Source organism: Streptomyces sp. B1I3 (assembly GCF_030816615.1).
GTDB lineage: Bacteria > Actinomycetota > Actinomycetes > Streptomycetales > Streptomycetaceae > Streptomyces.
In genome coordinates this window covers 4,586,455-4,612,242 of the sequence record NZ_JAUSYD010000001.1, presented here as the reverse complement: position 1 = coordinate 4,612,242, position 25,788 = coordinate 4,586,455, and the positions used below count along the sequence as shown (strand labels likewise).

Genomic DNA, 25,788 nt, shown 5'->3' with positions numbered 1-25,788 from the left:
CGTAACCGATGATTTTAGCAACTAGGCGTAGCACGGCCTGTACGAAGCGTTATTCTCCTCAGACGCATAAGGAGCTCGTCACCCACTACCACGGGTGACGGTTTTCGAACTGCACGTGATGGAAGCTCTGCCTCTGGGAGTCCCGTGTACCCACACGTCGGGGTTGACACCTCGGGCCTGGCTACGCTGCGCGCAACGGTCCTCGACCTCTTGCGCGGCTTCGTCCCCACCGCGTACGCCGCCCCCGCATTTGCCACCCCTGCACCTGCCGGCCCTTGCTATGCGCTGGCCGAACGCCCTGCGGCGGTCGGAAGACGCAGCAACCGCGGCGCCACGACCACGCCTGCCGTCCGCCGGCCGACAGCCGACAGCGACAGCGCGCGCATGATGGATCTCGTCGAGCGCGCGCAGGCCGGTGAGGCCGAGGCCTTCGGCCGCCTGTACGACCAGTACAGCGACACCGTGTACCGGTACATCTACTACCGTGTGGGAGGAAAGGCCACAGCGGAGGACCTCACCAGTGAGACGTTCCTGCGCGCACTCCGCCGCATCTCCACCTTCACCTGGCAGGGCCGCGACTTCGGCGCCTGGCTGGTCACCATCGCCCGGAACCTGGTCGCCGACCACTTCAAATCCAGTCGTTTCCGGCTGGAAGTGACCACCGGCGAAATGCTCGACGCCAACGAGGTCGCGCGGAGTCCCGAGGACTCGGTCCTGGAGTCCCTCTCCAACGCCGCGCTGCTCCAGGCCGTGCGACGGCTCAACCCACAGCAGCAGGAGTGCGTCACGCTGAGGTTCCTGCAGGGCCTCTCGGTCGCCGAGACCGCCCGGGTCATGGGCAAGAACGAGGGCGCGATCAAGACCCTGCAGTACCGCGCCGTCCGCACGCTCGCCCGCCTCCTGCCCGACGACGCCCGCTGAAATCCCTCGGACCCGCGGACCCGCCGCGTGACGGCCGCGGACACCCCACGGCCGCCCACGGGGCACCTGCCGACCGCCTCGGGGACCGCCTGGCGGCGCGCCCACCGGCGCCCCCGCCACACCGCCGCCGTCACCTCCGGTGACGCCCTCGTGACACACTGCAGGATCCCCCGTCGTCCGTAACCCAACTGCCGCGCCACTCGTTGTGCCGGATGCAGGCCCCCTGTCGCCACCCGGACCGGATCCACTCGCTCGATCGTGTGGAAAAGCGTCCGGTGGGCAACCTTCCGGACCCTCAGGGGAGTCGACCGTCATGACGAGAGGAGGTGCCGCCAGTGATCGCAAACGTTTCGGCACACCGGCGGGCGAACGCCTTCGCCCAGGCCCTGGAGGAGCAGTCGCCCCAGGGTGCGGCGGCCGTACAGCCCGAGGAACCGGCCGAACAGGCCGACCACGGAACGCTGTCGGCCCTGGCGAACGGCCTCGGTGAGCTACCGAAGCCTCAATTGGATCCCGAGGTCAAAGTGGTGCAGCGAGCCCAGCTCGTCGCCGCCATGGAAACCATGTTCGCCGAAGGTGGTGCGTCCACGGGCCTTACGGTGCCCGAACAACGGGGCAAGGGAGCCCACCGGGCCTCCCCGCTCCGGAAATTGCGTCCACGCTCCCGCTGGGCCAAGGGCCTCACCGCCGGCGGGCTCACGGTCGGAGTGGCCGCGGGAGCCTTCGGCGGAGTCGCCGCCGCCAGCTCCGACGCCCTGCCGGGAGACTCCCTGTACGGGCTCAAGCGCGGCATGGAGGACATCCACCTCGGCATGGCCAACGGCGACGCCGACCGCGGCGAGGTCTACCTCGACCAGGCGTCGACCCGCCTGAGCGAAGCCCGCCGGCTGATGGAGCGCGCCCGCGCCGGCGAGATGGATCACGAGTCGCTCGGCGAGGTCAGACGCACGCTCGACGGCATGACGCAGAACGCCATCGAGGGCCACCGCCTGCTCCACGCCGCCTACCAGCGGGACGGCTCCCTCGGACCGATCCAGACGCTGGACACCTTCTCCCGCTCGCACCGCGCGAGCTGGAGCAGCCTCCGCGACCGGCTGCCCGTCCAGTTGAGCGACATCGGCGACAAGGTCAGTTCCGTCTTCGAGGCCATGGACCAGGAGGTCGCCCCCCTGCAGGCCCTGCTCCCACGCACCCCGGACAGCGGCGACGACGTACGGCGGTCCGGCTCCCCGGGCCACGGCACGGGCTCCTCGAAGTCGGCCGACACGACGCCGTCCTCGCCGGCGCCACGCGGCAGCGTGGACGGCAGCACGACTCCGAAACCCTCCGGCTCGGGCAGCAGCCCGTCCGAGGGCCTGGTCGACGGCGGCACGGACGGCCTGCTGGACGACCTTCCCACCAGCGGCGCCACCCCGTCCGCCCCGGGCGGCAAAGCCGACCCGTCCCCCGCACCGGACGTGACCCTGCCGCCCCTGCTCCCGGGCCTGCTGCCCGGCCTCGGCATCGACGGCGAGCACCACGAGCCGTAGCCGGCCGGGGACGCGAGGAGGGGGCCGCCCGATCGGCGGCCCCCTCCTCGTCGGCGTGCTCCCGGTCAGAAGAAGACCGAACGGCGCTGCACCAGCAGCCTGTACAGCGTGTGCTGGATCTGTTCCCGCACCTGGTCGGTCAGGTTGAACATCAGCATCGGGTCCTCCGCCGCCTCGGGCGGATAGCCGTCCGTCTCGATCGGCTCACCGAACTGGATCGTCCACTTCGTCGGCAACGGCACCGCCCCCAGCGGCCCCAGCCACGGAAACGTCGGCGTGATGGGGAAGTAGGGGACTCCCAGGATCCGCGCCAGCGTCTTCGAGTTGCCGATCATCGGATAGATCTCCTCGGCGCCCACGATCGAGCACGGCACGATCGGCACCCCGGCCCGCAGCGCCGTCGACACGAAGCCGCCCCGCCCGAAGCGCTGCAGCTTGTACCGCTCGCCGAACGGCTTGCCGAGGCCCTTGAAGCCCTCCGGCATCACGCCGACGACCTCGCCGCGCTGCAGCAGCCGTTCCGCGTCCTCCGCGCACGCCAGCGTGTGACCGGCCTTCCTGGCCAGCTCGTTGACCACGGGCAGCATGAAGACCAGGTCGGCCGCGAGCAGCCGCAGATGCCGCTCCGCCGGATGGTTGTCGTGCACGGCGACCTGGAGCATCAGCCCGTCCAGCGGAAGCGTCCCCGAGTGGTTGGCCACGATGAGCGCCCCACCGTCCGACGGGATGTTCTCGATGCCCTTGACCTCGACCCGGAAGTACGTCTCCGCGAGCGGCCGCAGCACCGACATGAGGACCTGGTCGGTGAGTTCCTTGTCGTAGCCGAACTCGTCGACGTCGTACTCACCCGTGACCCGCCGCCGCAGGAACGCGAGCCCGCCCGCGATCCGCCTGTCCCACGCACCGCGCCCCGAGGCCTCCTGCGGCTCCTGGGAGGCCGCCGCGGCCTGGTCGGCCCCCTCCGGCACCTGTCCGCCCGGCAGGGCGCTGACGGGCGCGGCACCGGCCCCCGTGGGCGTCTGCCCCCGGCCGGCGCCCGGCAGCACGGTTCTGCGCCGGGCCGCACCGGAGCGCGAACGGTCGTCGTCGAACGGAAGGACCTTGGCGTCCGCCATCGTGGGTCGCGCTCCTCTACCTGGCGCCGTGAGTCGAATGTGCCGTGCCGGCCGCGTCCCCGGCGAACGGCAGGTCGGCCAGCCGGCCGACGGCCCTGCTCATCCTCTCGGGCGGCAGCAGCCCCGGCCCCCGGCTCCGCGCGAACTCCGCGAACGTCTCCGCGGTGGTGAACACCGGCCGGAAACCCAGCGTCTCGCGCATCTGCACGGTCGAGACCACTCTGCCATGGGTGAGCAGCCGGATCTGTTCCGGCGAGAAGTCACTCATCCCGACCGTACGGAGCGCCGAGCCCACCCAGGTGACGGCGGGCAGCAGGACCGGCACGGTCGGCCGGCCGAGCCGCCTCGAGCACTGCGAGAGCAGCAGCACCCCGTCGCCCGCGATGTTGAACGTGCCGCTGTTCAGCGTCCCGCGCCGGGGCTCACCGGCCGCGATCTCCAGGACGTCGAGGACGTCGTCCTCGTGGACGAACTGGAGCCGGGGGTCGTAGCCGAAGACCGTCGCCAGGACCGGCAGTGACAGGTAGTCGGCGAGCGGTGAATCGGGGGCGGGACCGAGGATGTTCGCGAACCTGAGCACGCACACGGCCACGTCCGGCCGGCGGCGGGCGAAGCCGCGCACGTAACCCTCGACCTCCACCGCGTCCTTCGCGAAGCCGCCGCTGGGCAGGGACTTGGGCGGGGTCGTCTCGGTGAAGACCGCAGGATCACGCGGTGCCGAACCGTAGACACTCGTGCTGGACTTCACCACGAGCCGCTGGACGGCAGGGGACTTCTGGCACGCACCCAGCAGCTGCATGGTGCCGATGACGTTGGTCTCCTTGACCGCCGTCCGGCCGCCCGCGCCGAGCACCCTGGCGGAGACGTCCAGATGGACGACGGTGTCCACGGAGTGCTCGGCCAGGACCCTGGCGATCGCGGACTGCCGGATGTCCGCCATGACGAACACGGCGTCACCCAGTCGGTGCCCGGGCGTGACCGCGTCGACCGCGATCACCCGGTCCACCCCGGGATCGCGCTGCACACGCCGTACGAAGCGGCCTGCCAGCTGCCGGGCCGCGCCTGTGACGAGCACGATCTTCCCCAAGATCAGCGCCTTCCGTCGGTCGTTCCTCGAACGGGGTGTTCCCCTGGCCGTCACCGTAGCCGGTGGACGTCGGCGTGTGACGACCCCATGACCGGCTTTACCGAACCGATGGCGGGAAACACACCGACGCCGCAGGACACCGGGCGGGAGAGGCCCTGGACGCGGGCCGGGAGCGCCCCGGGCACCGCCCGGGTGGACCCGGCCGGAGAAGCGCCGAGGCCCCCCCACCAGGACGGCGGGAGGGCCTCGAACTCACGAACTGCGTTCGCTTACTTCTTGTTGCGACGCTGAACGCGCGTGCGCTTGAGCAGCTTGCGGTGCTTCTTCTTGGCCATCCGCTTACGCCGCTTCTTGATAACAGAGCCCACGACTACCCTCGCTCACTTCTTCTTCACTGGTGCGGGGCGTCTGGGCCCACACGACCTACGTCGGCCTAGCCTACCCGCCACCGCGTGAGGGACGTAATCCGAGGGCGACGTCAGGCCGACTCCACCCCCACGAAGGACTCCCGGAGATACTCGTGAACCGCTTGCTCCGGGACCCGGAAGGACCTTCCCACCCTGATCGCAGGCAGATGACCGCTGTGTACCAAGCGGTACACGGTCATCTTCGACACCCTCATGACCGAGGCGACTTCCGCCACGGTCAGAAACTTGACCTCGTTGAGAGGCCTCTCGCTGCCAGCAGCCATGACCCACCTGTACCTTCCGCACGAGACGCGCCCCGGCTTCCCCTCCGGTGACTCTTCGTCGCTGTGCGCTCACTCCCCAGATTAGGGGCGGGTGATGCGAGTGGGGAAGAGGTGAGACGATCGGCCGCCTACTGTGACAGACGTGCCCGATTGAGTACATACCGAGTGAGCGGCCGGTAGTACTCCGATCGCACCCCGTCATCGACAGGGACAGCGACGGACACCCGCCCCTCGGCCTCCCCCACGAACAGCGCGGGATCGTCCGTATCGGCCAGGCCGATCGCCTCGATCCCCAGCTGACCTGCACCGCAGACCCAGCCGTGGTCCCCGACCACCAACTCCGGCAGCACCTCCCGGGTCTCGGCGATCCGCTCCAGCACGGCCCGGACCGGCAGCGGCGAGTGGGTGTGCGCGCCGGTCCCACTTCCCGGGGACCGCACGCCCGGTTCGCGCACCAGCGCGACCCCCCGTACGTAGTCGAGGTGGTACGTACGTACGCCGAACGGGGTCGTTATGTCGACACATCGGCCCTGCGCGGGTGTGAGCACCGTGCACCCGACCGCCGACACGGCGTCTGCCAGCCCGGCGTAGAACCCGAGCAGCCGGTGCGGATGCCCGGTCCCGAACAGCACCGGGGCCCGCCTCCGCGCCGCGTCCGCCAGCCGCTCCGCGAACGCCTCCAGACCGGCCAGTGTCCGCTCCGGATCGATCACATCGAGCCCCGACACATGACCGGGGTCGTCCGACACCCCGCATCGGTCGGCCATCAGCCGCAGCAGGTCCCGCTCCCCCCAGGCCCGGTCCGGATCGAGCCCCAGCATCACGCGCGGATCCCTCGCCGCGAAGAGCCGATAGCTCCGCAGGCTGTTCTCCCGCGACGTGGCCACGGGCCCGGCCAGCCGGGCCGCCAGCAGATGAGCGCGCAGCGCTCCGGTGCTCAACACCCTCCCGATGCTGCCCCACTGGGGCCCGCCGGGCGGCAGAACGCGCGACCGCCCCACCGTTGGCGTAACCGGACTTGCGCGGGAGGCCGTGGCCGCACTCAGGCCGGCACCTGCCTCAGGCGAGCAGCCCCCGCAGCGGGAACACCGAGCGCCTGGTCGCCAGCACCGCCTGGTCCAGCCGGTCCGCCGGGTCGTACCCGTCCTCCCACGCCTGCCACGACGGCGTACGCCCGTCCGTCATCCGGGCCGGCCCCAACTGCCGCGTACGGGCGTAGACCTCGTCCCGCCACGAGGACGGGATCACCGACTCCGGATCCACCGGAGCGTGCGCGGCGATGCCCACCAGATGGGTCCATGACCGCGGCACCACGTCCACCACCGCGTACCCCCCGCCCCCCAGCGCCACCCAACGCCCGTCCTCCGCGAAGGAATGGGCGAGATCGTGACAGGCCGTCATGACCGCGCGCTGGGCGTCCAGGGACACGGCGAGGTGGGCCAGCGGGTCCTCGAAGTGCGTGTCGGCCCCGTGCTGGGTCACCAGCACCTGCGGCCGGAAGTCCGCCAGCAGCTCCGGGACCACCGCGTGGAACGCCCGCAGCCACCCCGCGTCCCCCGTACCCGCCGGCAGCGCCACGTTCACCGCGCCGCCCTCACCCGCGCCGGAACCGGTCTCCTCCGGCCAGCCGGTCTGCGGGAACAACGTGCGCGGGTGCTCGTGCAGCGACACGGTCAGGACCCGCGGGTCCTCCCAGAACGCCGCCTGCACCCCGTCCCCGTGGTGGACGTCCACGTCGACGTACGCCACCCGTTCCGCTCCCAGTTCCAGGAGCCGGGCGATGGCCAGCGCCGGGTCGTTGTAGATGCAGAAGCCCGCTGCGCCGCCGGGCATGGCGTGGTGCAGGCCGCCCGTGAAGTTCACGGCGTGCGCGGTCTCCCCGCGCCACACCGACTCCGCGGCCCCCACCGAGAGCCCGGCAATGAGCGCCGACACCCCGTGCATCCCGGCGAACGCTGGATCGTCGGCCGTCCCGAGCCCGTACGCCTGATCGGCGGCCCGCGGGTCCGCTGACGCGGCCCTGACCGCCGCCACGTAGTCCTCGCGGTGCACCAGCCGCAGCGTGGACTCCCCCGCGGCCTTCGCCGACCGCACGTCCACCGCCCCGTCGAGGCCGAACGCCCGGACCAGCCCCATCGTCAGCGCCAGTCTCACAGGGTCCATCGGATGACCGGACCCGAAGTCGTAACCCGTTACTGCCTCATCCCACATCAGCCGCGCGCGCCCGCTCATGCCCGCCACCGTATCGGGCGGACTCCGAGCCGAACGACCGGGCGTACACGAGCGTCGCAAGGACCAGCACCATCGGCACGACCATCGCACCGCGATAGCTCCACGCATCGCCGAGTGCGCCCACCAGCGGCGACCCGACCAGGAACCCCACATAGTTGAAGACGTTCAGCCGGGCCACGGCCACATCGCTCGCCCCGGGGAACATCCGCCCCGCGGCCGCGAACGTCTGCGGCACGATCACACAGAGCCCGAACCCGAGCATGGTGAACCCGAGCATCCCCCACCATGCCCCCGGCGCCACGGCGACCACTGCGAACCCCGCGGCCGCCAGGACACTCCCGCCCCGCACCACGGCCACCGCCCCGAACCGCCGCACCCCGAGGTCCCCGACGGCCCGTCCCAGCAACGTGGTCACCATGTAGACGTTGTACGGGACCGTCGCCAGCTGCTCCGAACTGCCCAGCACGTCCTGCAGGTACTTCGCGCTCCAGTTGGAGACCGTCGAGTCCCCGATGTACGCGAACGCCATCACCAGGCAGAGCGGCAGGAGCAGGGTGAACGGCACCGCCACCTCCGCCCCCGGCCCGGACGACGCCTCGGCGGGGTCCTTGCCCTCCGCGTACCACCGGCTCCCCACGAGGGCCGCGGGCAGCAGAAGGAGCACGGCCGGCAGGTAGGACACGAGCAACGACAGATCCCAGTGGGCGCCGGCCCACGCCGTCGACGCCCCCACGATCCCGCCCAGGCTGTAGGCGGCGTGGAACCCGAGCATGATGCTGCGCCCGTACGCCCGCTGGAGACTGACGCCCATCATGTTCATCGAGGCGTCCAACGCACCGACGGCCAGACCGAAGACGCCGAGCGCCACGGCGACCTGCCACACCCGGCTGCCGGCGCCGACGCCGAGGAGCGCCAGCAGCACGACGGGCTGCGCCCACCGGAGCACGACCCCGGGCCGCACCCGCGCGACGACCTTCTCGGTGGCCACACTGGCCACCCCCGCCAGGACCGGTACGGCTGCCAGGAAGACGGGCAGCAGCCCGTCCGATATCCCGTACCGGTCCTGGATGGCCGGGATACGCGTCACGAGCAGCGCGAAGGCCACCCCCTGCACCAGGAAGCTGAGGGCCAGGGACACCCTGCCGTGACGCAACCGCGCATCCGTCATGGCCGCGAGCGTAGAGCGCCGGGCTACCGCTGGGTAGATCGATCAGGCAAGCAGTTTGGGGAGCTGCGACATGTCGGAGAAGTGCCCGGTGACGCCGACGAGCCGGTCCGCCGGCATCATCGAGGTGAATCCGTACACGTCCATCCCGGCCGCGCGGGCGGCCTCGACGCCGAGCGGGCTGTCCTCGACGACGACACACCGCTCGGGGGCGACACCCATGCGCTCGGCAGCGTGGAGGAACAGGTCCGGGGCGGGCTTTCCGCGGCCGACGTCCTCGGAGCTGAAGATCCACTCGTCCTCGAACCACTGGTCCAGCCCGGTCCTGCGGTGTCCTGCCGCGATCTTCTGGTGGCTTCCGGACGAGGCGACGCAGTACGCCACCCCTTCGGCGACGAGCGTGCCGAGGAGCTCCTCGACGCCCTCCACCACGACCAGCTCGTCCTGGAACGCGGCGATGGTTCGCCTGTGCAGTTCCTCGTCGAATGACTCGGGGAGCTTCTGGCCGGTCCGCTCCTCCACGAGGTCGTGCACCCGGTGGACAGCGGCCCCCATGTAGTCGCGGAGCGACTCCTCGTACGAGGTGGGGTGGCCGAGCTCGGTGAGGTAGCCGGCGAGGACGGTGTTGGAGAGCGGCTCACTGTCGACGAGCACACCATCGTTGTCGAAGATGACCAGTTCGTAGCGCATGGTTCGACCCTAGACGCTCAGAACGCAGAAAAGCCCCGTGCCACAAGGGCACGGGGCTTTCCCGGAATAATTGTTCGGCGGCGTCCTACTCTCCCACAGGGTCCCCCCTGCAGTACCATCGGCGCTGAAAGGCTTAGCTTCCGGGTTCGGAATGTAACCGGGCGTTTCCCTAACGCAATGACCACCGAAACACTATGAAATTAACCAACACCGGATGAAAACACGGCCGTTCGTTATTTCAGAACTAACACAGTGGACGCGAGCAACTGAGGACAAGCCCTCGGCCTATTAGTACCAGTCAGCTCCACCCGTTACCGAGGCTTCCACATCTGGCCTATCAACCCAGTCGTCTACTGGGAGCCTTAACCACTCAAGGTGGTGGGAATACTCATCTTGAAGCAGGCTTCCCGCTTAGATGCTTTCAGCGGTTATCCTTTCCGAACGTAGCCAACCAGCCATGCCCTTGGCAGGACAACTGGCACACCAGAGGTTCGTCCGTCCCGGTCCTCTCGTACTAGGGACAGCCCTTCTCAATATTCCTACGCGCACAGCGGATAGGGACCGAACTGTCTCACGACGTTCTAAACCCAGCTCGCGTACCGCTTTAATGGGCGAACAGCCCAACCCTTGGGACCGACTCCAGCCCCAGGATGCGACGAGCCGACATCGAGGTGCCAAACCATCCCGTCGATATGGACTCTTGGGGAAGATCAGCCTGTTATCCCCGGGGTACCTTTTATCCGTTGAGCGACAGCGCTTCCACAAGCCACTGCCGGATCACTAGTCCCGACTTTCGTCCCTGCTCGACCCGTCGGTCTCACAGTCAAGCTCCCTTGTGCACTTACACTCAACACCTGATTGCCAACCAGGCTGAGGGAACCTTTGGGCGCCTCCGTTACTCTTTAGGAGGCAACCGCCCCAGTTAAACTACCCATCAGACACTGTCCCTGATCCGGATCACGGACCCAGGTTAGACATCCAGCACGACCAGAGTGGTATTTCAAGGACGACTCCACAACCACTGGCGTGGCCGCTTCAAAGTCTCCCACCTATCCTACACAAGCCGAACCGAACACCAATATCAAACTATAGTAAAGGTCCCGGGGTCTTTCCGTCCTGCTGCGCGAAACGAGCATCTTTACTCGTAGTGCAATTTCACCGGGCCTATGGTTGAGACAGTCGAGAAGTCGTTACGCCATTCGTGCAGGTCGGAACTTACCCGACAAGGAATTTCGCTACCTTAGGATGGTTATAGTTACCACCGCCGTTTACTGGCGCTTAAGTTCTCAGCTTCGCACACCCGAAAGTGCACTAACCGGTCCCCTTAACGTTCCAGCACCGGGCAGGCGTCAGTCCGTATACATCGCCTTACGGCTTCGCACGGACCTGTGTTTTTAGTAAACAGTCGCTTCTCGCTGGTCTCTGCGGCCACCCCCAGCTCATGGAGTAAATCCAATCACCAGTGATGGCCCCCCTTCTCCCGAAGTTACGGGGGCATTTTGCCGAGTTCCTTAACCATAGTTCACCCGAACGCCTCGGTATTCTCTACCTGACTACCTGAGTCGGTTTAGGGTACGGGCCGCCATGAAACTCGCTAGAGGCTTTTCTCGACAGCATAGGATCATCCACTTCACCACAATCGGCTCGGCATCAGGTCTCAGCCTTAATGTGTGACGGATTTGCCTACCACACGGCCTACACCCTTACCCCGGGACAACCACCGCCCGGGCTGGACTACCTTCCTGCGTCACCCCATCGCTTACCTAATACAAGTCTGGTTCGTCGGCTCCACCACTACCCTCAACTCCGAAGAGATCGGGCCGGCTTCACGGACTTAGCATCGCCTGATTCAGTATTGGGCGTTTCAAAGCGGGTACCGGAATATCAACCGGTTGTCCATCGACTACGCCTGTCGGCCTCGCCTTAGGTCCCGACTTACCCTGGGCAGATCAGCTTGACCCAGGAACCCTTAGTCAATCGGCGCACACGTTTCTCACGTGTGTATCGCTACTCATGCCTGCATTCTCACTCGTGAACCGTCCACAACTCGCTTCCGCGGCTGCTTCACCCGGCACACGACGCTCCCCTACCCATCCATACTCCCGTTGGGGATATGTGTATGAATGACACGACTTCGGCGGTACGCTTGAGCCCCGCTACATTGTCGGCGCGGAATCACTTGACCAGTGAGCTATTACGCACTCTTTCAAGGGTGGCTGCTTCTAAGCCAACCTCCTGGTTGTCTCTGCGACTCCACATCCTTTCCCACTTAGCGTACGCTTAGGGGCCTTAGTCGATGCTCTGGGCTGTTTCCCTCTCGACCATGGAGCTTATCCCCCACAGTCTCACTGCCGTGCTCTCACTTACCGGCATTCGGAGTTTGGCTAAGGTCAGTAACCCGGTAGGGCCCATCGCCTATCCAGTGCTCTACCTCCGGCAAGAAACACACGACGCTGCACCTAAATGCATTTCGGGGAGAACCAGCTATCACGGAGTTTGATTGGCCTTTCACCCCTAACCACAGGTCATCCCCCAGGTTTTCAACCCTGGTGGGTTCGGTCCTCCACGAAGTCTTACCTCCGCTTCAACCTGCCCATGGCTAGATCACTCCGCTTCGGGTCTAGAGCGTGCAACTCAATCGCCCTATTCGGACTCGCTTTCGCTACGGCTTCCCCACACGGGTTAACCTCGCTACACACCGCTAACTCGCAGGCTCATTCTTCAAAAGGCACGCAGTCACGACTGCATGTGCAAGCACATACAGCGACGCTCCCACGGCTTGTAGGCACACGGTTTCAGGTACTATTTCACTCCGCTCCCGCGGTACTTTTCACCATTCCCTCACGGTACTATCCGCTATCGGTCACCAGGGAATATTTAGGCTTAGCGGGTGGTCCCGCCAGATTCACACGGGATTTCTCGGGCCCCGTGCTACTTGGGTGTCTCTCAAACGAGCCGTTGATGTTTCAGCTACGGGGGTCTTACCCTCTACGCCGGACCTTTCGCATGTCCTTCGCCTACATCAACGGTTTCTGACTCGCCTCACAGCCGGCAGACTGTGAAAGAGAGATCCCACAACCCCGTATGCGCAACCCCTGCCGGGTATCACACGCATACGGTTTGGCCTGATCCAGTTTCGCTCGCCACTACTCCCGGAATCACGGTTGTTTTCTCTTCCTGAGGGTACTGAGATGTTTCACTTCCCCTCGTTCCCTCCACACTGCCTATGTGTTCAGCAGCGGGTGACAGCCCATGACGGCTGCCGGGTTTCCCCATTCGGAAACCCCCGGATCAAAGCTTGGTTGACAGCTCCCCGGGGACTATCGTGGCCTCCCACGTCCTTCATCGGTTCCTGGTGCCAAGGCATCCACCGTGCGCCCTTAAAAACTTGGCCACAGATGCTCGCGTCCACTGTGCAGTTCTCAAACAACGACCAGCCACCCATCACCCCACCCTTACAGGCGAGTTCACTGGGGCCGGCAACCGAAGGCGACCTCACGGCCATACCTTCAGATACCCAACAGCGTGCCCGGCACAATCAACCCGTTCTCGTGTTCCACGCCGAAGCAGTACTAACGAAAACCAGCCAACCGTGCCGAATAGTCAACGTTCCACCCATGAGCAACCAGCACCGAACATTCGCCGGTGTACTGGCCTCTGACCCGGAAAACCGGGTAAGAAGTGCTCCTTAGAAAGGAGGTGATCCAGCCGCACCTTCCGGTACGGCTACCTTGTTACGACTTCGTCCCAATCGCCAGTCCCACCTTCGACAGCTCCCTCCCACAAGGGGTTGGGCCACCGGCTTCGGGTGTTACCGACTTTCGTGACGTGACGGGCGGTGTGTACAAGGCCCGGGAACGTATTCACCGCAGCAATGCTGATCTGCGATTACTAGCAACTCCGACTTCATGGGGTCGAGTTGCAGACCCCAATCCGAACTGAGACCGGCTTTTTGAGATTCGCTCCGCCTCGCGGCATCGCAGCTCATTGTACCGGCCATTGTAGCACGTGTGCAGCCCAAGACATAAGGGGCATGATGACTTGACGTCGTCCCCACCTTCCTCCGAGTTGACCCCGGCAGTCTCCTGTGAGTCCCCATCACCCCGAAGGGCATGCTGGCAACACAGAACAAGGGTTGCGCTCGTTGCGGGACTTAACCCAACATCTCACGACACGAGCTGACGACAGCCATGCACCACCTGTATACCGACCACAAGGGGGGCACCATCTCTGATGCTTTCCGGTATATGTCAAGCCTTGGTAAGGTTCTTCGCGTTGCGTCGAATTAAGCCACATGCTCCGCTGCTTGTGCGGGCCCCCGTCAATTCCTTTGAGTTTTAGCCTTGCGGCCGTACTCCCCAGGCGGGGAACTTAATGCGTTAGCTGCGGCACCGACGACGTGGAATGTCGCCAACACCTAGTTCCCAACGTTTACGGCGTGGACTACCAGGGTATCTAATCCTGTTCGCTCCCCACGCTTTCGCTCCTCAGCGTCAGTAATGGCCCAGAGATCCGCCTTCGCCACCGGTGTTCCTCCTGATATCTGCGCATTTCACCGCTACACCAGGAATTCCGATCTCCCCTACCACACTCTAGCTAGCCCGTATCGAATGCAGACCCGGGGTTAAGCCCCGGGCTTTCACATCCGACGTGACAAGCCGCCTACGAGCTCTTTACGCCCAATAATTCCGGACAACGCTTGCGCCCTACGTATTACCGCGGCTGCTGGCACGTAGTTAGCCGGCGCTTCTTCTGCAGGTACCGTCACTTTCGCTTCTTCCCTGCTGAAAGAGGTTTACAACCCGAAGGCCGTCATCCCTCACGCGGCGTCGCTGCATCAGGCTTTCGCCCATTGTGCAATATTCCCCACTGCTGCCTCCCGTAGGAGTCTGGGCCGTGTCTCAGTCCCAGTGTGGCCGGTCGCCCTCTCAGGCCGGCTACCCGTCGTCGCCTTGGTAGGCCATCACCCCACCAACAAGCTGATAGGCCGCGGGCTCATCCTTCACCGCCGGAGCTTTTAACCCCGTCCCATGCGGGACAGAGTGTTATCCGGTATTAGACCCCGTTTCCAGGGCTTGTCCCAGAGTGAAGGGCAGATTGCCCACGTGTTACTCACCCGTTCGCCACTAATCCACCCCGAAAGGCTTCATCGTTCGACTTGCATGTGTTAAGCACGCCGCCAGCGTTCGTCCTGAGCCAGGATCAAACTCTCCGTGAATGTTTTCCCGTAATCGGGATCACAACACGAGAGCGGAACAACCGATCGGAATAAGAACGGTTGTTCACAGCGTCCTCGCTGTTGTTGCCTACCGGACCGGTAAAGGCCGGCAGGACTTTTTCAAAGGAACCACCAACCTGCCGAAGCAGGCCGGGGTATCAACATATCTGGCGTTGACTTTTGGCACGCTGTTGAGTTCTCAAGGAACGGACGCTTCCTTCGGTCCCGTTTCACCGGGGCCCTCCGGGCGCTTCCCTTCGTTCTTGCGTTTCCGACTCTATCAGACTCTTTCGTGTCCGATTCCCGGCCGAAGCGGGTTCCTGCTGTTTCGCTTTCCAGTTCTTCGCTTTCGCGTTTCCCTTTCCGGCGAGTCCGACTCTATCAGATCCTTTCGGGCCTGATTCCCGGTCAGCGGGTTTCGTCTTCCCGGCGGTTGGGCCGTTCCGACGAGTGAGACTTTAGCGGAATCCCCGGCCCCGACGCTAATCGGGTCACCTTCGAACGCTGATTCCCATTTCGCACATGCGCACAGAAAAACGTACGACAGATGTCGCGCGTTTCGAGTGGTTACTGCGGAATGGCTGTCCGGGGACCGACCGGGGTCGGCGCTCACGTCGGACAACTCGGAGCACACTACGGACCACCTGGGACCGTGTCAACCTCCGGTCGCCACCCGCCGGTCGCCGGCATCGGCGAGGTGGGGTGGGCCACCGCCGTGACGCCGCACGGCGGTGGTTCGCGGGCGTGGTGAGCGGCGTGGGATTGCCGGCCGCGGTGGAGTGGCCGGTCAGCCGTTTCCGGAGGCCAGCTCGCGGCTGCGGTCGCGGGCCGCCTCCAGGGCGGCGATGAGAGCGGCCCGTACGCCGTGGTTCTCCAGTTCCCTGATGGCACTGATGGTGGTGCCGGCGGGGCTGGTGACGGCCTCGCGGAGCTTCACCGGGTGTTCGCCGCTGTCCCGCAGCATGATCGCGGCGCCGATGGCGGCCTGGACGATCAGATCGTGCGCCTGTGCCCGGGGCAGGCCCAGCAGGATGCCCGCGTCCGTCATGGCCTCCACGAGGTAGTAGAAGTAGGCGGGTCCGGAACCGGAGAGCGCGGTCGCCGCGTCCTGCTGCGACTCGGGGACGCGCAGCGTCTTGCCGACACCGCCGAAGATGGCGTCCGCGTGGGCCAGGTGCTCGGCGGTGGCGTGGCTGCCCGCCGAGATGACGGACATGCCCTCGTCCACGAGGACGGGCGTGTTGGGCATGACGCGTACGACCGGGGTCCCGGCGGTGAGGCGTTCCTCGATGAACGCGGTCGTGATGCCGGCGGCCGCGCTGATGACGAGGCGGTCGGCGGTGACGTGGGGGGCCAGTTCGCCCAGGAGGGTGCCCATGTCCTGGGGCTTGACCGCGAGGATGAGGATGTCGGCGGCCTTCGCCGCCTCCGCGTTGCTCACGGCCTCGACGCCGTAGCGGGTACGGAGCTCCTCGGCCCGCTCCGAGCGGCGGGTGGTGACCAGCAGGCCCGGTGCCCGCCAGCCGGCCCGGATCATGCCGCTGAGCAGGGCCTCGCCGATCTTTCCTGTGCCGAGGACTGCGACTGTCTGGGTCATGCGGTTCATCCTCCGGGTGGCGGTTCGCGTCGTCGCCGCCATCCTCGCACCGGCGCGTCAGCTGGTGCGGCGGCGGAGGGTGACCGCTCCGAGGCAGAGGACGAGCAGGGCGCAGCCCGCGACGACCAGGATGTCGCGGGAGAAGTCGGCGGTGACGTCCGTGTGGGTGAGGACTTGGTTCATGCCGTCGACCGCGTACGACATGGGAAGGACGTTCGAGATCGCCTCGAGGACGGGGTGCATCCGGTCGCGCGGGGTGAACAGGCCGCACAGGAGCAGCTGCGGGAAGATCACGGCCGGCATGAACTGGACCGCCTGGAACTCGGAAGCGGCGAACGCCGAGACGAACAGGCCGAGCGCGGTGCCCAGGAGTGCGTCGAGCAGGGCGACCAGCAGGAGGAGCCAGGGCGATCCGGTGACGTCCAGTCCGAGCACCCACACGGACAGGGCGGTGGCCAGGACCGACTGGACGACGGCGACTGCGCCGAACGCCAGCGCGTAACCGGCGATCAGGTCGCCCTTGCGCAGGGGCATGGCCAGGAGGCGTTCCAGCGTGCCCGAGGTGCGTTCGCGCAGGGTGGCGATCGAGGTCACCAGGAACATGGTGATCAACGGGAAGATCCCCAGCAGGGACGCACCGATGGAGTCGAAGGTGCGCGGACTGGCGTCGAAGACGAAGCGCAGCAGCGTGATCATCGACAAGGGGATGATCAGCAGCAGCGCGACGGTGCGGGGGTCGTGGCGGAGCTGTCGCAGGACGCGGGCGGCGGTGGCCAGGGTGCGGGCGGGGCTCACGGATGTGGCTGCGGCGCTCATCGTGTCGTCTCCTCGCGACTGGTGGCGGCTTCGTCCACGAGGTGGAGGAACGCCTCCTCGACGGTGGCGGAGCCGGTGCGGCTACGCAGGGCCTCGGGCGTGTCCTCGGCGAGGATCTCCCCCTCGCGCATCAGCAGCAGCCGATGGCACCGCTCGGCCTCGTCCATGACGTGCGAGGAGACGAGGATCGTGGTGCCCCGGTCGGCGGCGAGTGTGTGGAAGAGGTTCCACAGATCCCGCCGGAGCACGGGGTCGAGGCCGACGGTCGGTTCGTCGAGAACCAGGAGTTCGGGTGTGCCCAGCAGGGCGACGGCGAGGGAGACGCGGCTGCGCTGGCCGCCGGAGAGGTTCCCGGCCAGGGCGTCGGCGTGACCGGTGAGGTCGACGTCCTGGATGGCGCGGGTGACCGCGTCCCGGCGGGACTCGCCGTGACCGCGACCCGGCCGGAGCACGGCCGCGAAGTAGTCCAGGTTCTGGCGGACCGTGAGGTCGGTGTAGACCGACGGGGCCTGGGTGACGTAGCCGACGCGGGGGCGCAGCGCGGGGTGGCCGGCGGGGTGGCCGAGGACGTCGAGGGCCCCGGTGACCTTGGCCTGGGTCCCGACGACTGCGCGCATGAGCGTGGACTTGCCGCAGCCCGAGGGGCCCAGGAGGCCGGTGATCCTGCCCGGCTCGACGGTGAGGTCGAGGCTGCGCAGGACGGTGCGGTCCCCGCGTACGACAGTGAGTGCGCGGGCCTCGACGGCTGCCGGACCCGCGGCGCCCGAGTAATTCATCATTCGATGAATATGCGTCGCAGGGAGGCCCGCGTCAAGGGGATCGGCACGGGGTTCGGCCGGAGAGGGGGGCCGGCACCTCGCCGGGACGGCATGGAAAAGGCCCGTGCAGCGCGGCACGGGCCGGCCCCGGGTGACACGGCGGCTGCGGGCGGGGCGGAGGGAGGAGCGGGACCGGGGGGCCGGGGCGGGCGGCCGGTCGCGGAGGCCGCCTACCTGCGACCGGGCCGCTTGCCCTTGGCGCTCCTGCGGGCTGCCGGATTGCCGGTGCGGGTCGAGCGGCGCTTGACGTACTGGGCGAGCGCCGCCTCGTACTCCGTGCGCCGCAGCTTCTCGCCCGGCGCTTCGGCGAAGGAGCGGAAGAAGTAGGCGAGGAGCGAGCCGATGAAGCCGATCGACTTGAGGCCGCGCAGCCGGTCCTCGGCGGACGGGTCGGCGGGGCGGCGCGTGAAGCCCTCCCACGTCCTGCGGAAGGCGATGGCGCTGCAGATCGCGAACATCAGCACGACGAGCATGCCGACGAAGCCGCCGACCTCGGCGATCTCCAGTCCCTGGTACGCGAAGCGGAGCACGAAGCACGACGCCACGGCCGCCGCGAGGGAGCCGACGGTGACCCCCGCGCGCCGCAGCCCGTAGCCGCCGTCGTGGTCGACCCAGGTCGTACCGAAGAAACGGAGGGGTTCGGGCTGCGGCCCCGGTGCCGTACCGCCGGAGGTCATGCCGGATGCTTCGCTGTTCTCGCTCACGGGATCGATTATCCCCGGGCGAGGGCCGGCTGTGTCAGTCGCAGCGCGGGGCGATGTAGCCGTCGCTGCCCGTGTGCACGTAAGCGTCCGCCACAAACTGACCGCTGGCGATGTTGTCCCAGAGGTTCGACGTGCCGTACGGACCGGACACCCACTCCCCCGGCTTCTGGCAGTAGACCGGGACGCTCATCCCGTACGGCAGCGTCCGGACGATGCCGTACTGCGTGCCCGGGCCCTTGCGGACGTTCACCCGGTAGCCGGGGGCGATGGCGTAGGTGACGACGCTCGCGGCGAGCGTCGTCACCTCCTCGTCGCCCGTGGCCGTGCTGTCGGTGGTGCCGGTGTTCTCCCCAACGCCCATGAGGGCCTCCCCCGTTGAATTGGAAATGCGTGACGCGCAGGCTAACAAGCCCCACGCGCCTCGCACGCACCATCGACTAGGCTCCGTGCGTCGCGCTTGCGGACGAACACACGGGGGTGGGCGATGCCGCCGCTGCGAGGTACCGGATCGCATCCGGAAGCGGAGCATCCGGAGTACGCCGGGCAGTACCGGCTCGAGGCACGTCTCGGTGCGGGCGGCATGGGAGTGGTGCACCTGGCGCGCTCGCCCTCCGGGCTGCAGCTCGCGGTCAAGGTCGTGCACCGGCAGCATGCGGCGGACCCGGAGTTCAGGGCGCGTTTCCGCCAGGAGGTGGCTGCGGCCCGGCGGGTCAGCGGAGCGTTCACCGCACCGGTCGTGGACGCCGACCCGACCGCCGCGCTGCCCTGGATGGCCACCCTTTACGTGCCCGGCCCGACACTCTCCGCGCAGGTGAAACGGAACGGGCCGATGAGCCCCGCTGAGCTGCGCCGGCTCACCGCCGGGCTCGCCGAGGCGCTGCGGGACATCCACCGGGCCGGGGTCGTCCACCGCGACCTGAAGCCGAGCAACGTGCTGCTCCCCGACACCGGGCCCAAGGTCATCGACTTCGGGATCTCCCGGCCGTACGACAGTGACGTCCGCACCGAGACGGGCAAGCTGATCGGCTCGCCCCCGTACATGGCGCCCGAGCAGTTCCAGCGGCCCCGTGAGGTCGGGCCCGCCGCGGACGTGTTCGCGCTGGGGGCGGTGCTGGTGCACGCGGCGACGGGCCGGGGGCCCTTCGACTCGGACAGCCCCTACCTCGTGGCCTACCAGGTGGTGCACGACGAGGCCGATCTGGCGGGCGTACCCACGGACCTCGCCCCGCTCGTCGGACGGTGCCTGGCCAAGGACCCCGCCGAGCGGCCCACCCCTGACGAGATCATGGCGGCGCTGCACCCTCCGTCGTACGAGGCCACCGCGTTCGTACCGGCGCAGCGGCGCCCGGCCACCGTCGGTTCCGCCGTCGTCGGTTCCGCAGTCGCGACGGACAGGACGGACGAGAGCACGACGCATGTCCGGGCGGTGGAGCGACTGCCGTCCGGTCCCGGTACGGGGCGTACCCGCCCCACCCGGCGCCGGCTCGCCACCGCCGCCGCGGTGCTCGCCTCGCTGTCCGCCGGCTGCGTCTGGGCCGCGGGGGCGTGGGGCGGCGGTCCCGGGGCCGCGGACCCGGACGGGGGCGGCGCGCAGCGCCCGGCCGCCTTCGTGCCGTGGCAGACACCTCTGCGGTCCCCGGGCGGCTCGGCACCTTCCTGCTCCCCCGCGGGCGCCGCGCTGTACTGCGTCGCGGCCGGGTTCGGCATTGCGCGGCTGGACCCGTCGGACGGCCGGGTCCTGTGGTCACGCCGCAGCGGATCGTCCGGCGACGCGGAACTGGGCACGGTCCCCGGTGGCCCCGCGTACACCGCCGTGCCCGGCGGAGAGCTCCGGGCCTACGCCCCCGGCCGGGGCACCCAGGCATGGCAGGCGGACCTCTCCGCGTACCTGGACACACCGTTCGCGGCGGGTGACACGCTGTTGACGGCCGACGCGGACGGCACGGCCCAGGGCCTCGACGCGGCGACCGGCGCGTCCCGCTGGCGGCACACGGTTCCGGGGCACCACCGGCCCGGTTACGCGCTGTACGACGACGCCACGCGGCTCGCGTACCTCTTCGAGGACACCGCCCGGGGAACGGCCACGCTCGTCACGGCGGTCGAGCCGGCAACCGGGCGCACCGCCTGGCAGCGCCGCCTGGAGGGGATGCTCACCCCGGTGGGGACGTCCGGCGGGGAGCTCCTGCTGACGTCCATGAACGAAGACGCGCAGACCACGGGGCTGGTGCGCTACGACCCGGCGCGACGGAGCGCGGCACGGGTACCGCTGCCCTTCCGGATGCTCGAACCGGGGGTCGTGGTCGCCGGGGACACCGCCTGGCTGCTGGAGCGCGGCGGGACACTGCTGGCCGTGGACATCCGGCCCGGCGGTGGGAAGGCCGAGCGGTGGCGGCTGGAGACGGCCGTCGGCCTGACCTCCGCGCCGGTCCTCGGGAAGGGCGGCCGCCTGTACTTCTCGGCTGCCGACGGACGGCTGCTGGCCGTCGACGCGGAGCGCGGCACCCTGCTGGGGCAGACGCGGCCGCGGCTGCGGGACGGGAAGCTCGGCCACGCCTCGTCCCTGCCCGCCCCCGTGGTCCTCGGACGGAGTGTCGTCGCGACCGCCCCGGACGGGTCCGTCTTCGCCGTGGACGCGGACGACCCCGCCCACTGGTGACACCAGGGGCGGGGCCGGCCGGGAACGACGGGCGTCAGCCGAGCTTGGAGACGTCGCGGACCGCGCCGCGGTCCGCGCTCGTCGCCATCGCCGCGTAGGCGCGCAGGGCCGCCGAGACCTTGCGTTCGCGGTTCTTCGGCGCGTACACGCCGTTCAGGGCCGCACGGCGGGTGGCGAGCTCCCCCTCGGGGACGAGGAGTTCGATGGAGCGCCCCGGGATGTCGATCCGGATCCGGTCGCCGTCCTCGACCAGCGCGATCGTGCCGCCGGACGCCGCCTCGGGCGAGGCGTGCCCGATGGACAGGCCCGACGTGCCGCCGGAGAACCGGCCGTCGGTGACGAGTGCGCAGCTCTTGCCGAGGCCGCGGCCCTTCAGGAACGAGGTCGGGTAGAGCATCTCCTGCATGCCGGGGCCGCCGCGCGGGCCCTCGTAGCGGATGACGACGACGTCACCCTCCTTGATCTCCTTGCGGAGGATCTTGTCGACGGCGTCCTCCTGCGACTCGCAGACCACGGCCGGGCCCTCGAACGTCCAGATCGACTCGTCGACGCCGGCCGTCTTCACGACACAGCCGTCCTCGGCGAGGTTCCCCTTGAGGACCGCCAGGCCGCCGTCCTTGGAGTACGCGTGCTCCAGGTCGCGGATACAGCCGCCGGCCGCGTCCAGATCGAGGGTGTCCCAGCGCTCGGACTGCGAGAAGGCGGTCGCGGAGCGGACGCAGCCGGGGGCCGCGTGCCAGAGCTCGACGGCCTCGGGGGACGGGGAGCCGCCGCGGACGTCCCAGTTCTTCAGCCACTCGGCGAGGGTCGCGGAGTGGACCGAGTGCACGTCCTCGTTCAGCAGTCCGCCGCGGTGCAGCTCACCGAGGAGGGCGGGGATGCCGCCCGCCCGGTGGACGTCCTCCATGTAGTACGTGCCGCCGGGGGCGACGTTGGGGGCGACCTTGGACAGGCAGGGGACGCGGCGCGAGACCTCGTTGATGTCGTCGAGGTCGTAGGCGAGCTCCGCCTCCTCCGCCGCGGCGAGCAGGTGCAGGATCGTGTTGGTGGAGCCGCCCATGGCGATGTCGAGCGCCATGGCGTTGTCGAACGCGGCGCGGGTGCCGATGGCGCGCGGCAGGACGGTCGCGTCGTCCTGTTCGTAGTAGCGCTTGGTGATGTCGACGACCGTGCGGCCGGCCTCCTCGTACAGCGCCCTGCGGGCTGTGTGGGTGGCGAGGACCGAGCCGTTGCCCGGGAGGGAGAGACCGAGGACCTCGGTCAGGCAGTTCATCGAGTTGGCCGTGAACATGCCGGAACAGCTGCCGCAGGTGGGGCAGGCGTTCTCCTCGATACGCAGGATGTCCTCGTCGGAGATGCTCTCGTCGACCGCGTCGCTGATCGCGTTGACGAGGTCGAGCTTGCGGACCGTGCCGTCGACGAGCGTGGCCTTGCCGGCCTCCATCGGACCGCCGGAGACGAAGACCGTCGGGATGTTGAGGCGCATCGCGGCCATCAGCATGCCGGGGGTGATCTTGTCGCAGTTGGAGATGCAGATCAGTGCGTCGGCGCAGTGCGCCTCGACCATGTACTCCACGCTGTCCGCGATCAGGTCGCGGGAGGGCAGGCTGTAGAGCATCCCGCCGTGGCCCATCGCGATGCCGTCGTCGACGGCGATCGTGTTGAACTCACGGGGCACGGCGCCCGCCGCCTTGATCGCCTCGGAGACGATGCGGCCGACCGGGGCGAGGTGGGTGTGCCCCGGGACGAACTCCGTGAAGGAGTTGGCCACCGCGATGATCGGCTTACCGATGTCCTCGCTCGCTACACCGGACGCACGCATAAGGGCGCGGGCGCCCGCCATGTTGCGGCCGTGGGTGACAGTGCGGGACCTCAGCTGGGGCATCGTCGCTCGCTCCTTCGACAGAAAAGACTGTCTCCGAGCGTACGCCCCGTCTCCAGGATCTGGACACAGTGTCCGGATAGCGGGACGCGGTGCCCGCTGGACGGGCGCCGGGCGTGTCCCCCCAGGGGCTTCACCGGGCCTCCCGGACCACTCGACGAGGTCGCTACTCCGTGAGGTACCGCTGCAGCGTCGGGGCGACCATGTCGATGATCTTCTCCGGGTCCGCCGACGCCAGTGGCTCCGCCTGGATCACGTACCGCAGCACCGCGATCCCGATCATGTGCGAGGCGGCCACCTCGGCGCGGAACGTCGGATCGGGTACGTGCAGTTCGGCGGCGATCCGCTCCAGGAGCCGGCGCAGCACGAAGCCGCGCAGCACCGCGGCAGCGGCCTCGTGGGTGAGCGCGGAGCGCAGGATCGCCAGCAGGGGCGCCCGGGACACCGGGTTCTCCCACACGCCGATGAAGAAGCGGGCCAGCCTCTCGCCCATCCCGTCCGGCGGTCCGCCCAGGATCTCGGGGATGACGAGCGCGGGCTCGAAGGAGACCTCGATGGCCGCCGCGAAGACCTCGTCCTTCGTGCCGAAGTAGTGGTGCACCAGGGCCGCGTCGACCCCCGCCGCCTTGGCGATGCCACGGATCGACGTCCTGTCGTAGCCGCGTTCGGCGAATTCCGTCCGGGCGGCCTCCAGGATCCTGGTCCTGGAGTCGGGGCCGGCCGCACCCGCCGTGCGGGAGGGGCGCCCCCGGCGCCGGGGGGCCGGGCCGTCCGTGGTGCCGGGCGTCACGGGCGGGGCGCCCGCACCGAGGACGCGAGGTGGAGCCGGGTGAAGGCGAGCGCCTCCGCGAGGTCGGCCTCGCGTTCGGCCGATGACATGGCGCGGCGCGTGTTGACCTCGATGACCACGTGGCCGTCGAAGGCGGTGCGGGCCAGCCGCTCCAGCAGTTCCGCGCACGGCTGGTCGCCCCGGCCGGGCACCAGGTGTTCGTCCTTGCCCGAGCCCTTGCCGTCGGCGAGGTGGACATGGGCGAGCCGGTCGCCCATCCGGTCCACCATGGCCAGGCCGTCGGTGCGCGCGGTCGCTGTGTGCGAGAAGTCCACGGTGAAGTGCCGGTAGTCGTCCTGGGTGACGTCCCAGGCGGGGGCGTACGCGAGCATCTCGCGGTCCCGGTAGCGCCACGGGTACATGTTCTCCACGGCGAACCGCACGTCGGTCTCGTCCGCCATGCGCCAGATCCCGTCGACGAAGTCACGGGCGTAGTTGCGCTGCCAACGGAACGGCGGGTGGACGACCACGGCTGACGCCCCGAGCTTCTCCGCCGCCGCTCTGGCCCGCTGGAGCTTCACCCACGGGTCCGTGGACCACACCCGCTGCGTGATCAGCAGACAGGGCGCGTGCACGGCGAGGACCGGCACCTGGTGATAGTCCGAAAGCCGCCTCAGCGCCTCGATGTCCTGGCTGACCGGGTCGGTCCACACCATGACCTCGACACCGTCGTAGCCCAGGCGCGCGGCGATCTCGAAGGCCGTCGCCGTCGACTCCGGGTAGACGGAAGCCGTCGACAGGGCGACCTTCGCATCCGGGATGCGCACCACTGGTTCTGCCACGTGGACAGGGTACGGGCACCCGTGGACCGCACCCGGGGTTCCCCGGCCGAAAGTGAGAAGGCCCATGGCGGGCGGCGCGCCCGTCAGGTGAGCGACGCCTGCCCCTGGGGCAGGTGGTCAAGGCGGCGCAGGATGACCCCCTCGCGCAACGCCCAGGGGCAGATCTCCAGCTCCTCGACCTCGAAGAGATCCATCGCGCCCTCGGCGACCAGTGCCCCGGCCAGCAGCTGCCCGGCCCGCCCCTCGGCGACCCCGGGCAGATGCCCGCGCTGATCGGCGGTCATCGACGACAGTTTGGGCACCCACTCCTCCAGTGCCTTGCGGGTGAGCACGCGCTGCACGTACAGCCCCTCGGCGGAGCGCGCGGCGCCGGCGAGCCTGGCGAGCTGCTTGAAGGTCTTGGAGGTCCCCACGACGCGGTCGGGCGGTCCCAGCCGGGCGAACTCGCCGACCGTACGGGCGATGCCGGCCCGGACATGGCGGCGCAGCGCCCGGATGTCCGACGGGTCCGGCGGATCGCCCGGCAGCCAGCCCGCCGTGAGACGGCCGGCGCCGAGCGGCAGCGAGACCGCGGCGTCGGGCTCCTCGTCCAGTCCGTAACCGGCCTCCAGCGATCCGCCGCCGATGTCCAGGACCAGGAGCTTCCCCGCCGACCAGCCGAACCAGCGGCGGGCCGCCAGGAACGTGAGCCGGGCCTCCTCCTCGCCGCTCAGGACGGCGAGGGTCACCCCCGTCTCGTCCCGGACCCGGGCCAGGACCTCGTCGGCGTTGCCTGCCTCGCGCACCGCGGAGGTGGCGAAGGCCAGCACGTCCTCGCAGCCCTTGTCCTCGGCGGCCTGGAGCGCCTCGGCGACCGTCGACACGAGACGGTCGACGCCCAGCGGGCCGATCGCACCGCCCCGGTCGAGGAGTTCGGCCAGCCGGAGCTCCGCCTTGTGCGAGTGCGCGGGCAGCGGGCGGGCGCCGGGGTGCGCGTCGACCACCAGCAGATGAACCGTGTTCGACCCCACGTCGAGGACTCCGAGTCTCATACCCGGCACGCTACTGCGGCGGGGG

20 protein-coding genes and 3 rRNA genes are annotated in these 25,788 nt (G+C 68.5%); 3 read left to right on the top strand and 20 right to left on the bottom strand.

Going from position 1 to position 25,788, the window contains the following annotated elements; genetic code table 11:
• The first annotated feature begins 144 nt into the window (after positions 1-144).
• Together QFZ58_RS21180 and QFZ58_RS21175 are read left to right on the top strand one after the other, a co-directional pair.
• Entirely contained in the window at positions 145-921 is a 777-nt protein-coding gene (locus tag QFZ58_RS21180) for an ECF subfamily RNA polymerase sigma factor, BldN family (protein WP_307126474.1), read from the top strand.
• A 335-nt stretch (positions 922-1,256) separates the two neighbouring features.
• A complete protein-coding gene (locus QFZ58_RS21175) occupies positions 1,257-2,450 on the top strand; it encodes a DUF5667 domain-containing protein (protein ID WP_307126473.1) in 1,194 nt (397 codons plus the stop codon).
• 65 nt (positions 2,451-2,515) lie between these two features.
• Here the strand turns inward: QFZ58_RS21175 and QFZ58_RS21170 are convergent, their stop codons facing one another.
• The 16 genes from QFZ58_RS21170 to QFZ58_RS21095 all read right to left on the bottom strand — a co-directional run bounded on the left by QFZ58_RS21170 (position 2,516) and on the right by QFZ58_RS21095 (position 18,944).
• Positions 2,516-3,565, bottom strand: coding sequence for a lysophospholipid acyltransferase family protein (locus QFZ58_RS21170; protein WP_307126472.1), 1,050 nt, complete (start codon positions 3,563-3,565; stop codon positions 2,516-2,518).
• Between the two features lie 16 nt (positions 3,566-3,581).
• The gene (locus QFZ58_RS21165) at positions 3,582-4,652 is read right to left on the bottom strand and encodes an NAD-dependent epimerase/dehydratase family protein (protein WP_307126471.1); all 1,071 of its coding nucleotides are present in this window, start codon (positions 4,650-4,652) and stop codon (positions 3,582-3,584) included.
• Between the two features lie 269 nt (positions 4,653-4,921).
• A complete protein-coding gene (locus QFZ58_RS21160; protein WP_003948845.1) occupies positions 4,922-5,020 on the bottom strand; it encodes a 30S ribosomal protein bS22 in 99 nt (32 codons plus the stop codon).
• A gap of 110 nt (positions 5,021-5,130) precedes the next feature.
• Positions 5,131-5,343, bottom strand: coding sequence for a helix-turn-helix domain-containing protein (locus QFZ58_RS21155; protein WP_014046653.1), 213 nt, complete (start codon positions 5,341-5,343; stop codon positions 5,131-5,133).
• Positions 5,344-5,471: 128 nt separating this feature from the next.
• Positions 5,472-6,287, bottom strand: coding sequence for a phosphatase (locus tag QFZ58_RS21150; protein ID WP_307126470.1), 816 nt, complete (start codon positions 6,285-6,287; stop codon positions 5,472-5,474).
• Between the two features lie 115 nt (positions 6,288-6,402).
• Positions 6,403-7,575 carry an acetoin utilization protein AcuC gene (locus tag QFZ58_RS21145; protein ID WP_307126469.1) on the bottom strand — a complete coding sequence of 391 codons (1,173 nt, stop codon included), beginning with the start codon at positions 7,573-7,575 and terminating at the stop codon, positions 6,403-6,405.
• Positions 7,544-8,743 (bottom strand): MFS transporter, encoded by a 1,200-nt coding sequence (locus QFZ58_RS21140; protein ID WP_307126468.1) that lies wholly within the window; start codon positions 8,741-8,743, stop codon positions 7,544-7,546. The genes QFZ58_RS21145 and QFZ58_RS21140 overlap by 32 nt, the downstream gene beginning before the upstream one ends.
• Before the next feature lie 42 nt (positions 8,744-8,785).
• Complete coding sequence (locus tag QFZ58_RS21135; protein ID WP_307126467.1) at positions 8,786-9,430, bottom strand: HAD family phosphatase; 645 nt, start codon at positions 9,428-9,430, stop codon at positions 8,786-8,788.
• Positions 9,431-9,502: 72 nt separating this feature from the next.
• A 5S ribosomal RNA gene (gene rrf, locus QFZ58_RS21130) occupies positions 9,503-9,619 on the bottom strand.
• Between the two features lie 79 nt (positions 9,620-9,698).
• Positions 9,699-12,824, bottom strand: a 23S ribosomal RNA gene (locus QFZ58_RS21125).
• Between the two features lie 298 nt (positions 12,825-13,122).
• Positions 13,123-14,648, bottom strand: a 16S ribosomal RNA gene (locus QFZ58_RS21120).
• The 16S, 23S and 5S rRNA genes sit together here, the layout of an rRNA operon.
• Before the next feature lie 787 nt (positions 14,649-15,435).
• Entirely contained in the window at positions 15,436-16,245 is an 810-nt protein-coding gene (proC, locus tag QFZ58_RS21115; RefSeq protein ID WP_307126466.1) for a pyrroline-5-carboxylate reductase, read from the bottom strand.
• Between the two features lie 57 nt (positions 16,246-16,302).
• Positions 16,303-17,061: an ABC transporter permease gene (locus QFZ58_RS21110; protein ID WP_307126465.1), complete on the bottom strand. Its 759-nt coding sequence runs from the start codon at positions 17,059-17,061 to the stop codon at positions 16,303-16,305.
• A complete protein-coding gene (locus QFZ58_RS21105) occupies positions 17,058-17,840 on the bottom strand; it encodes an ABC transporter ATP-binding protein (RefSeq protein ID WP_307126464.1) in 783 nt (260 codons plus the stop codon). The genes QFZ58_RS21110 and QFZ58_RS21105 overlap by 4 nt, the downstream gene beginning before the upstream one ends.
• A gap of 209 nt (positions 17,841-18,049) precedes the next feature.
• Entirely contained in the window at positions 18,050-18,583 is a 534-nt protein-coding gene (locus tag QFZ58_RS21100; RefSeq protein ID WP_307126463.1) for a hypothetical protein, read from the bottom strand.
• Between the two features lie 34 nt (positions 18,584-18,617).
• Positions 18,618-18,944: an SH3 domain-containing protein gene (locus QFZ58_RS21095; RefSeq protein ID WP_307126462.1), complete on the bottom strand. Its 327-nt coding sequence runs from the start codon at positions 18,942-18,944 to the stop codon at positions 18,618-18,620.
• Between the two features lie 123 nt (positions 18,945-19,067).
• On the opposite strand from QFZ58_RS21095, the gene QFZ58_RS21090 reads away from it, so the two are divergent.
• Positions 19,068-21,239 carry a PQQ-binding-like beta-propeller repeat protein gene (locus QFZ58_RS21090; RefSeq protein WP_307128942.1) on the top strand — a complete coding sequence of 724 codons (2,172 nt, stop codon included), beginning with the start codon at positions 19,068-19,070 and terminating at the stop codon, positions 21,237-21,239.
• Between the two features lie 34 nt (positions 21,240-21,273).
• Here the strand turns inward: QFZ58_RS21090 and ilvD are convergent, their stop codons facing one another.
• From ilvD to QFZ58_RS21070, 4 genes are all read right to left on the bottom strand, one after another.
• Positions 21,274-23,124 (bottom strand): dihydroxy-acid dehydratase, encoded by a 1,851-nt coding sequence (gene ilvD, locus QFZ58_RS21085; RefSeq protein WP_307126461.1) that lies wholly within the window; start codon positions 23,122-23,124, stop codon positions 21,274-21,276.
• Between the two features lie 163 nt (positions 23,125-23,287).
• Positions 23,288-23,911 carry a TetR family transcriptional regulator gene (locus tag QFZ58_RS21080; RefSeq protein ID WP_307126460.1) on the bottom strand — a complete coding sequence of 208 codons (624 nt, stop codon included), beginning with the start codon at positions 23,909-23,911 and terminating at the stop codon, positions 23,288-23,290.
• A complete protein-coding gene (locus QFZ58_RS21075) occupies positions 23,908-24,732 on the bottom strand; it encodes a sugar phosphate isomerase/epimerase (RefSeq protein WP_307126459.1) in 825 nt (274 codons plus the stop codon). The genes QFZ58_RS21080 and QFZ58_RS21075 overlap by 4 nt, the downstream gene beginning before the upstream one ends.
• An 83-nt stretch (positions 24,733-24,815) precedes the next feature.
• Entirely contained in the window at positions 24,816-25,763 is a 948-nt protein-coding gene (locus tag QFZ58_RS21070) for a Ppx/GppA phosphatase family protein (protein ID WP_307126458.1), read from the bottom strand.
• Between the last annotated feature and the right edge of the window lie 25 nt (positions 25,764-25,788).

Coding starts and splice junctions, on each gene's coding strand:
- QFZ58_RS21170 (WP_307126472.1), bottom strand. CDS start 3,565: ATGGCGGACGCCAAGGTCCTTCCGTTCGACGACGACCGTTCGCGCTCC.
- QFZ58_RS21155 (WP_014046653.1), bottom strand. CDS start 5,343: ATGGCTGCTGGCAGCGAGAGGCCTCTCAACGAGGTCAAGTTTCTGACC.
- QFZ58_RS21145 (WP_307126469.1), bottom strand. CDS start 7,575: ATGAGCGGGCGCGCGCGGCTGATGTGGGATGAGGCAGTAACGGGTTAC.
- QFZ58_RS21140 (WP_307126468.1), bottom strand. CDS start 8,743: ATGACGGATGCGCGGTTGCGTCACGGCAGGGTGTCCCTGGCCCTCAGC.
- QFZ58_RS21135 (WP_307126467.1), bottom strand. CDS start 9,430: ATGCGCTACGAACTGGTCATCTTCGACAACGATGGTGTGCTCGTCGAC.
- proC (WP_307126466.1), bottom strand. CDS start 16,245: ATGACCCAGACAGTCGCAGTCCTCGGCACAGGAAAGATCGGCGAGGCC.
- QFZ58_RS21110 (WP_307126465.1), bottom strand. CDS start 17,061: ATGAGCGCCGCAGCCACATCCGTGAGCCCCGCCCGCACCCTGGCCACC.
- QFZ58_RS21105 (WP_307126464.1), bottom strand. CDS start 17,840: ATGATGAATTACTCGGGCGCCGCGGGTCCGGCAGCCGTCGAGGCCCGC.
- QFZ58_RS21095 (WP_307126462.1), bottom strand. CDS start 18,944: ATGGGCGTTGGGGAGAACACCGGCACCACCGACAGCACGGCCACGGGC.
- QFZ58_RS21090 (WP_307128942.1), top strand. CDS start 19,068: ATGCCGCCGCTGCGAGGTACCGGATCGCATCCGGAAGCGGAGCATCCG.
- ilvD (WP_307126461.1), bottom strand. CDS start 23,124: ATGCCCCAGCTGAGGTCCCGCACTGTCACCCACGGCCGCAACATGGCG.
- QFZ58_RS21070 (WP_307126458.1), bottom strand. CDS start 25,763: ATGAGACTCGGAGTCCTCGACGTGGGGTCGAACACGGTTCATCTGCTG.